General features: G+C 69.4%; 7 protein-coding genes. All 7 read left to right on the forward strand.

Translation table 11 applies throughout. From position 1 onward, the window contains the following. The first annotated feature begins 100 nt into the window (after positions 1-100). The 7 genes from LCL61_RS14530 to LCL61_RS14560 all read left to right on the forward strand — a co-directional run bounded on the left by LCL61_RS14530 (position 101) and on the right by LCL61_RS14560 (position 7,599). On the forward strand, positions 101-970 hold the full coding sequence (locus tag LCL61_RS14530) for a xanthine dehydrogenase family protein subunit M (RefSeq protein WP_340687310.1): 870 nt from the start codon (positions 101-103) through the stop codon (positions 968-970). Continuing rightward, positions 961-1,431 (forward strand): (2Fe-2S)-binding protein, encoded by a 471-nt coding sequence (locus LCL61_RS14535; RefSeq protein ID WP_125673221.1) that lies wholly within the window; start codon positions 961-963, stop codon positions 1,429-1,431. The genes LCL61_RS14530 and LCL61_RS14535 overlap by 10 nt, the downstream gene beginning before the upstream one ends. Then, positions 1,428-2,777, forward strand: coding sequence for an 8-oxoguanine deaminase (locus LCL61_RS14540; protein WP_340687311.1), 1,350 nt, complete (start codon positions 1,428-1,430; stop codon positions 2,775-2,777). The genes LCL61_RS14535 and LCL61_RS14540 overlap by 4 nt, the downstream gene beginning before the upstream one ends. After that, a complete protein-coding gene (gene pucD, locus LCL61_RS14545; protein WP_340687312.1) occupies positions 2,774-5,056 on the forward strand; it encodes a xanthine dehydrogenase subunit D in 2,283 nt (760 codons plus the stop codon). The genes LCL61_RS14540 and pucD overlap by 4 nt, the downstream gene beginning before the upstream one ends. Before the next feature lie 32 nt (positions 5,057-5,088). Then, positions 5,089-5,583, forward strand: coding sequence for a nucleoside deaminase (locus LCL61_RS14550; RefSeq protein WP_340687313.1), 495 nt, complete (start codon positions 5,089-5,091; stop codon positions 5,581-5,583). A 211-nt stretch (positions 5,584-5,794) separates the two neighbouring features. Then, positions 5,795-7,237: an NCS2 family permease gene (locus LCL61_RS14555; protein WP_340687314.1), complete on the forward strand. Its 1,443-nt coding sequence runs from the start codon at positions 5,795-5,797 to the stop codon at positions 7,235-7,237. Further along, positions 7,228-7,599 carry an allophanate hydrolase-related protein gene (locus tag LCL61_RS14560; RefSeq protein ID WP_340687315.1) on the forward strand — a complete coding sequence of 124 codons (372 nt, stop codon included), beginning with the start codon at positions 7,228-7,230 and terminating at the stop codon, positions 7,597-7,599. Before LCL61_RS14555 ends, LCL61_RS14560 begins: the two co-directional genes overlap by 10 nt. Positions 7,600-7,642 lie beyond the last annotated feature (43 nt).

The raw sequence follows: 7,642 nt of genomic DNA on the forward strand, positions 1-7,642 counted from the left end.
CAGGGGAGATTTCATGCTTCGGCACCGTTGCCGCCATACGGGCACAGGGCGTCTACTGAGTCAGCCGTCACACATCGCCGCCGAACCGAGGAGCCCGAGAGTGGATTTCCTGCGCCCCAGCTCGCTGACCGAGGCGCTCGCCGTCAAGGCCGAGCGGCCCGACGCGGTGCCCATCGCGGGCGGCACGGACGTCATGGTGGAGCTCAACTTCGACCACCGCCGCCCCGGTGCGCTGCTCGATCTCAACCGGGTCGCCGAACTCGCCGAATGGACCGAGACCGACGGCAGGATCCGGCTCGGTGCCTCGGTGCCCTACGTCCGGGTGATCGCTGAGCTGGGTGAAGTTCTGCCCGCGCTGGCCATGGCCTCGCGCACCGTCGGGTCACCGCAGATCCGCAACCGGGGCACCGTCGGCGGCAACCTCGGCGCAGCCTCACCCGCCGGGGACACGCATCCCGTCCTGCTCGTGCTCGGCGCCGAGGTGGAAGCCGCGTCCGTCCGCGGCACCCGGTTGATCCCGGCCGAGGAGTTCTACCTCGGCGTCAAACGCAACGCCCTCGAACCCGACGAGCTGATCACCGCGGTGCACCTGCCAGCCGAGGTCGGCCCGCAGCAGTTCGCCAAGGTCGGGACGCGCAACGCGATGGTCATCGCGGTCTGCTCGTTCGCGCTGGCGCTGCACCTGGACGCTCGCGAGATCCGCGCGGCCGTCGGTTCGGCGGCGCCGACCCCGCGCCGCGCGACCGCCGCCGAAGAGTTTCTCGGCGACGAACTTCCCTGGGCCACCAAGGCTTCGATCACGGATTCCGTCAAACGCCGGTTCGGCGAGCTGGTGTCGGAGGCGGCGTCGCCGATCGACGACGTCCGCGGCAGCGCCGACTACCGCAGGCACGCGCTGTCCGTCCTGGCGCGGCGGACGCTGACCTGGGCGTGGAACGACTTCCAGAAGGGTGAACGCGAGTGCGCGTGAACGTGACGATCAACGGCGAGTCCCGTCAGGCCGACGACGTCTGGGAGGGTGAAAGCCTGCTTTACGTCCTCCGCGAGCGGCTCGGCCTCCCGGGCTCCAAGAACGCCTGTGAACAGGGCGAATGCGGCTCCTGCACGGTGTACCTCGACGACGTCCCGGTGTGTTCGTGCCTGGTCGCGGCCGGTCAGGTCGAAGGCCGCGAGGTCCGCACGGTCGAAGGGCTCGCCGAGGGCGACAAGCTGGATCGCGTCCAGCAGTCCTTTGTGGACGCAGGTGCCGTCCAATGTGGCTTCTGCACCCCCGGCCTCGTGGTCGCGGCGCACGACCTGCTCAACCGCGTCGAAAACCCCGCCGACGAGGAGATTCGGGAGGCTTTGGCGGGGAACCTCTGCCGGTGTACCGGATACGAGAAGATCCTCGACGCCGTCCGGCTGGCCGCGACAAGGGGAGAGACCACGTGAAGACCGTCATCGAGAACGCCGCGATCGCCACCGTCGACGGGGCGGGCACCGAACACGCTTCGGGCCACGTCGTCATCGAGAACGACCGGATCGCGGCGGTCGGCGCGGGGAAGGCGCCCGACGGCGAGTACGACGACCGCGTCGACGGCTCCGGCTGCCTGGTCACGCCAGGTCTGGTCAACACCCACCACCACCTCTACCAGTGGGCCACGCGCGGCCTCGCCGCCGACCACACGCTTTTCGAATGGCTGGTCGCGCTGTACCCGATTTGGGGCAGGCTCGACGCCGAGATCACGCACGCGGCGGCCACGGCCGGGCTCACCCGGCTCGCGACCACCGGCTGCACCACGGTCGCCGACCACCACTACGTCTTCCCGCGTGACGGCGGCGACCAGGTCGAAGCCCTGGCCGCCGCCCGGATCCGCGTCGGTGTGCGGCTGCACGTAGTGCGCGGCTCGATGGACCGGGGCGAGTCGCAGGGCGGGCTGCCGCCGGACAACCTCGTCGAGGAGACCGAGGCCGCGCTGCTGGGCACCGAGGCCGCGATCGACCGGTTCCACGACGCGTCCGCCGGCGCGCATCTGCAGATCGCGGCCGGTCCGTGCTCGCCGTTCTCGGTAAGCGAGCGGTTGATGACCGGCGCGGCGGAATTGGCGCGCCGCAAGGGCGTCCGGCTCCACACGCACCTCGCCGAGACGGACGACGAGGAGAAGCAGTGCCTCGCCGAAGCCGGCTGCACCCCGGCCGAGTACGCCGACAAACTCGGCTGGCTCGCCGACGACGTCTGGCTCGCGCACTCGATCCATCTCGCCCCGGAGGCGATCCGGCGGATGGGCGCCACCGGCACCGGTGCCGCGCATTGCCCGACGTCGAACGGGCGCATCGGCGCCGGGATCGCCCCGGTCCGGCAGCTGCTCGACGCCGGGGTGCCGGTCGGCCTCGGCGCCGATGGCGCGGCGTCCAACGAGTCCGGTGGCCTCGGCGAGGAACTGCACCAGTCGCTGCTGCAGGCCCGGCAGCGCGGCGGACCGCGTGGGCTGACCACGCGCGAGGCCCTGTGGATGGGCACGATGGGCGGCGCGCGCTGCCTCGGCCGTCAGAAGGACCTGGGTTCGATCGAGGTGGGCAAGCTCGCCGACCTCGCGGTCTGGAACCTGAACGGCCTGAACTACGCCGGGATCACGGACCCGGTCGCCGCCTTGGTGCTCGGCACGACCCCGCCGGTCGAGCGGCTGTACGTCGGCGGCGCGACCGTCGTCGAAGGCGGCGCGCTACGCGAGGAATCCGAAGACGAGATCGCCCGTGAGCTGGCCGTGGCCAGTGCACGGCTGAGGGAGACGGTATGACCACCACCGAAGTCTCCAAGCAGACCACCGGGAACGGGGTCGGGACGAGCCCGCGGCGGCCCGACGGCACGGTCAAGGTCCGTGGCGAATTCGCCTACTCCTCGGATCTGTGGCACGAGGACATGCTGTGGGGCGCGACGCTGCGCAGCCCGCATCCCTACGCGCGGATCACCGGTATCGACATCACCGAAGCCCTTGCGGTGCAAGGGGTGTACGCGGTGCTGACCCACGACGACGTGCCCGGCGTGAACAGGTACGGCCTGGAGCACGCGGATCAGCCGGTGCTCGCCGTCGACGTCGTGCGCTACCAGGGCGAGCCCGTCGCGCTCGTCGCCGCGGACCACCCCGAGACCGCGCGCCGCGCGATGAAGCGGATCAAGGTCTCCTACGAGGTCCTCGAACCGGTGACGGATTCCGAGAAGGCCGCCGCCGGCGAGGGAGCCGAGCTGCACCCCGGCGGGAACGTCGTGCGGTACGCGAAGATCCGGCACGGTGACCAGTCGGTGAAGGCCGACGTCGTGGTGTCCGGGGTCTACGAAGTCGGCATGCAGGATCAGGCCTTCCTCGGGCCGGAGTCCGGCATGGCGATCCCGGACACCGAAGGCGGTGTCGACCTTTACGTGGCCACGCAGTGGCTTCACGTCGACCAGCAGCAGATCGTGGCCGCGCTGGGGTTGCCCAAGGAGAAGGTGCGGCTGACGCTGGGTGGCGTCGGCGGCGCGTTCGGCGGCCGCGAGGATCTCTCGATCCAGGTCCACGCGTGTTTGCTGGCGCTGCACACCGGCAAGCCGGTGAAGATGGTCTACAACCGCGAGGAATCCTTCTACGGTCACGTGCACCGCCACCCGGCGAAGATGTACTACGAGCACGGGGCCGACAAGGACGGCCGCCTCGTCTATGTCCGGGCGAAGCTGTACCTGGACGGCGGCGCGTACGCGTCGTCCACCGGCGCGGTCGTCGCGAACGCGGCCACGCTCGGTGTTGGTCCGTACAATGTGGACAGTGCTTCGGTTGACTGCTGGGGCGTGTACACCAACAACCCGCCTTGTGGCGCGATGCGCGGCTTCGGCGCGGTGCAGGCGGGCTTCGCCTACGAGTCCCAAATGGACAAGCTCGCCGAAGCCTGCGGCCTCGACCCGGTCGACATCCGGATCCGCAACGCCATGGCCGAAGGCAGCGTCATGCCGACGGGTCAGATCGTCGACTCGGCCGCCCCGGTCGCCGAACTGCTGGAACGCCTGCGCGCCAAGCCGTTGCCCGTGACGCACGAGGAACTCGACCTGCGCCGTATGCCCGGCGGCGTCTCCAACACCACGCACGGCGAAGGCGTCGTCCGTGGTGTCGGCTACGCGGTCGGCATCAAGAACATCTGTTTCTCCGAGGGTTTCGACGACTACTCGACCGCCCGCGTGCGGCTGCAACTCGTCGGCGGCGAACCCGCGGCGACCGTGCACACCGCGGCCTGCGAGGTCGGACAGGGCCTGGTCACGATCATGCAGCAGATCGTGCGGACCGAACTCGGCATCGAGCAGGTGACGATCCTGCCGATGGACACCAATATCGGCAACGGCGGTTCGACGTCGGCCTCCCGGCAGAGTTACGTCACCGGTGGCGCCGTCCAGGCGGCGTGCGTCGCGGTGCGTTCGGGGCTGCACAAGCATCTGGCGGGCAAGCTCGCCACGGACGGGAAGCTGAACGTCGTCGGGAACAAGGTCGTCTCCGCCGACGGCAGCGTGCTCGCGGACCTCGCCGACGTCCTCGGCGACGAGGTGTTCGACGAGACCGTGGAATGGCGGCACCGGCCGACCGTGCCCATCGATCCCGAGACCGGACAGGGGAACGCGCACGTCCAGTACGGTTTCGCGGCACACCGCGCGGTCGTGGACGTCGACACCGAACTCGGCCTGATCAAGGTCGTCGCGCTCGACTGCGCGCAGGACGTCGGCAAGGCGCTCAACCCGCAGGCGGTGCTCGGGCAGATCCAGGGCGGTTCCGCGCAGGGACTCGGGCTCGCGGTGATGGAGGAGATCCAGACCGACGGCGGGAAGATCCGCAACCCGTCGTTCACCGACTACCTGATCCCGACGGTACTGGACATGCCGCCGATGGACATCGACGTCCTGGAACGGCCCGACCCCAACGCCCCGTATGGTCTGCGCGGGGTCGGGGAACCGCCGACGATCTCGTCCACCCCGGCGATCGTCGCGGCCATCCGCGCGGCCACCGGGTTCGCGCTGTCCCGCGTCCCGGTGCGCCCGGAGCACCTCACCGGCACCTGATATCCGTACTTTTTCGAGCTAGGAGCACATCCGTGGGTACCCGTCTGTCCATTTCGGAATCCGACGAGCGGAAATGGCTTGCCGAAGCCGTCCAGCTGGCCACCGCGAACGTCGAAAGCGGCGGCGGCCCGTTCGGCGCGATGATCGTCCGTGACGGCTCGGTGCTGGCCACCGGGACCAACCAGGTGACCCCGACGCTGGACCCGACGGCGCACGCCGAGGTGGTCGCGATCCGCGCGGCCTGCCAGGCGATCGGCGACCACAAACTCGACGGCTGCGTCCTCGTGACCTCCTGCGAGCCTTGCCCGCTCTGTCTTTCCGCCGCGCTCTGGGCGCGTGTCGGCAAGGTCGTCTACGCCGCGGACCGTCACGACGCGGCCGAGGCGGGCTTCGACGACCGCGAGTTCTACGACCTCTTTTCCCGCCCGCGCGAGACCTGGTCACTACCCGTCGGCCAACTGTCCCTTCCGGACTCTTTCGCGCCTTTCCAGGCCTGGCTGTCGAAACCCGACAAGAAGGCTTACTGATCCAGGTGAACCCGCGACCGCTATCGCGTCGCCAGGGCGCTCGTTCTCGAATCGACGTGCGCCAGGTGTGAAGAGGCGCCCTGCCGCCGCGATAACGGGGTCTTCGACCGGGCGGGTTCACGACGTAGTCGGCTGGTTCGGCTGCCACAACTGCTCCGCCGACCGTTGGCTTACTGATTCTCTTCCCGCCCCACAACGTTGTGGAGTAGGCATGACCCAATTAGGTACCGAGCGTCCCCACCTGCCCTCACCCGAGCCGGGGCGGCTGTCCGGGCTCGACCGCTGGTTCAAGATCTCCCACCGCGGCAGCACGATCGGCCGCGAGGTGCGCGGCGGGATCACCACGTTCGTCGCGATGTGTTACATCGTGCTGCTCAACCCGCTCATCCTCGGGGCGTCGGCCGACATCACCGGAGCCCGGCTGAGCACCGAGGCGATCACCACCGCGACCGCGCTGGCGGCGGGGGTCACCACGATCCTGATGGGACTGGTCGGCAACGCGCCGCTGGCGCTCGCGGCCGGTCTCGGCGTCAACGGTGTCGTCGCCTTCCAGATGGCTCCGGCCATGACGTGGGCGCAGGCCTTCGGGCTCGTCGTCCTCGAAGGCTTCTGCATCTTGTTGATGGCCGTTTCCGGCATCCGCGAGCGGATCATCAACGCGATCCCGATGGCGCTCAAGGTCGCGATCACCGTCGGCATCGGGCTCTACATCGCGCTGGTCGGCCTGGTCAGCGCCGGATTCGTGACCAGGACACCGGACTCCGCCCAGTCGACGGTGCCGGTGCGGATGGGGATCGCCGGCCATCTCGAAGGCTGGCCGATCGCGATCTTCTGCCTCGGGCTGTTGCTGATGATCGTGCTCGTGAGCCGCGGGGTGCCGGGTGCGGTGCTGATCAGCATCGCGGTCGCGACCGGGCTCGCGATGCTGGTCAACAGCGTGTTCCACGTCGAGGGCTGGGGGCTGGTGGAACCCAAGGTGCCCGACCAGGTCGTGGCGCATCCCGATTTCAGCCTGCTGGGCGACATCGACCTCTTCGGCGGATTCGGTTCGGCGGGCGCGGTGACGGCCGCGGTGTTCCTGTTCACGCTGGTGCTGTCCGGGTTCTTCGACGCGATGGGCACGATCACGTCCGTCTCGGAGGAGGCGGGGCTGGTCAAGAACGGCAAGGTCGAGGGGATGGGCCGCATCCTGCTGGTCGACGGCGCGGGCGCGCTGGCGGGCGGCGTCACCGGATCGGCGCCGAACACCGTGTTCCTCGAATCGGCCGCCGGCGTCGGTGAGGGCGCGCGGACGGGGCTGGCGAGCATCGTCACCGGCGGGTTGTTCACCGCCACCCTGTTCCTGACGCCGATCGCGGCCGTCGTCCCGGCGCAGGCCGCGGCGCCCGCGCTGGTGGTCATCGGCGGGATGATGATGGCGCAGTGCCGCCGGATCCCATGGCAGGACCTGGATTTCGCGATCCCGGTATTCCTGACCATCGCGCTGATCCCGTTCACCTACTCGATCACCAACGGGATCGGCGCCGGGCTGGTCGCCTACGTGCTGATCAAGATCTGCAAGGGCAAGATCCGCGAGATCGGCTGGATCCTCGGGATCCTGGCCGCGGTGTTCGGGGTGTACTTCGGGATCGAAGGGATCATGTCGTGGTTCTGATGTTCCTCAACGGCGGCGGGATGCGCGGCGGACCGCTGCACGAACAGTTGCAGGGCGCGCCCTTGTGCTGCGTGGCCCGATCCGCGCCCAAGTACCACTACTTCTCCGTGGGCGACCGGTTCCCGGCGATGCGCGAAGGCGGCTCCGCGTCCGTCGTGGGCGAGGTCTACGACCTGCCGCTCACGGTACTGCGGGACCACCTCGTCCCCGCCGAACCGCCGGAACTGGAGCTGGGCGTCATCGAACTGGAGGACGGCGCCGCCTGCCTCGCCACCGTCCTCCGTTTGTCCTATGTGGACTCTCCGGAGCTGACCGACATCTCCTCCGTCGGCGATTGGCGTGCCTACCTCGCGTCCCGCTAGTGGTCCGTGAAGGCCTCCTTCCCTACCCTGAGAGTAGGGAAGG

Origin of the sequence: Amycolatopsis coloradensis, from assembly GCF_037997115.1 — a bacterium.
Classification (GTDB): Bacteria; Actinomycetota; Actinomycetes; order Mycobacteriales; family Pseudonocardiaceae; genus Amycolatopsis; species Amycolatopsis coloradensis_A.